The sequence below is a fragment of the Lysinibacillus sp. G1-3 genome (assembly GCF_056322905.1).
Map to the genome: position 1 here is coordinate 1 of NZ_JBWHYQ010000056.1, position 871 is coordinate 871.

An 871-nucleotide genomic window follows, 5' to 3' on the forward strand; every position below is an offset into this window, starting at 1 on the left:
GATCTTGGATTTTACCAATACAATGAGGATAGAAAGGTATCCAAGGTTGATTTAACATTAGATGCTTTAGAAGAAGATAAAATAATAAAATTTAGTATGGAATATTGTTCGAAATTATTTAATAAAGAAACAATAGAAAGATTATGTAGACACTACATTACTGTACTAGATAATATAACGAAAAATGCAGATATAAAAATAAATGAAATTAGTATATTATCTGAAAAAGAAAAAACGCATATACTACATGAATTTAATAATACAAAAACTGAGTATCCTAAAGAAAAAACAATAGTAGAATTATTTGAAGATCAAGTAAACAAAACACCGAATAAGGTTGCGGTAGTATTAGAAGATCAAGAGGTAACTTATAGAGAATTAAATAGAAAGGCCAATAATTTGGCGAAAGAATTAAGGACTAAAGGTGTTAAAGCTGATTCGATAGTAGGAATAATGGTAGAAAGATCACTGGAGATGGTAGTGGGAATAATAGGAACTCTGAAAGCAGGAGGAGCATACTTACCAATAGATCCAAGTTATCCAAGAGAAAGAATCGAATATATGTTAAATGATAGTGAAAGTAAAATTTTATTAAGTTCCGAAAGCTTAATAAAAGATTTAAAGTTTAGTGGGGAAATTATAGACTTATTTAAAATAGATTTGACTGCGTTGGAGACTGAAAATTTAGTGAATATCAATGATCCATATAACTTCGCTTATGTTATTTATACATCAGGAACCACAGGTAACCCGAAAGGAGTAATGCTAAAACATTCAAGTCTACATAATTTCATAAGGTGTTTGAATAGGAGTTTTAATTCATCATTTGGATTCAATGATAAAATACTATCTTTAACTAATTATGTGTTTG

Annotated in this window: 1 protein-coding gene; it reads left to right on the top strand. The window is 28.2% G+C overall.

The window, feature by feature from the left end; all coding sequences use genetic code 11:
* A partial coding sequence (locus tag ACVYAD_RS25075; RefSeq protein ID WP_476428290.1) for an AMP-binding protein occupies positions 1-871 on the top strand: 871 nt, incomplete at both ends.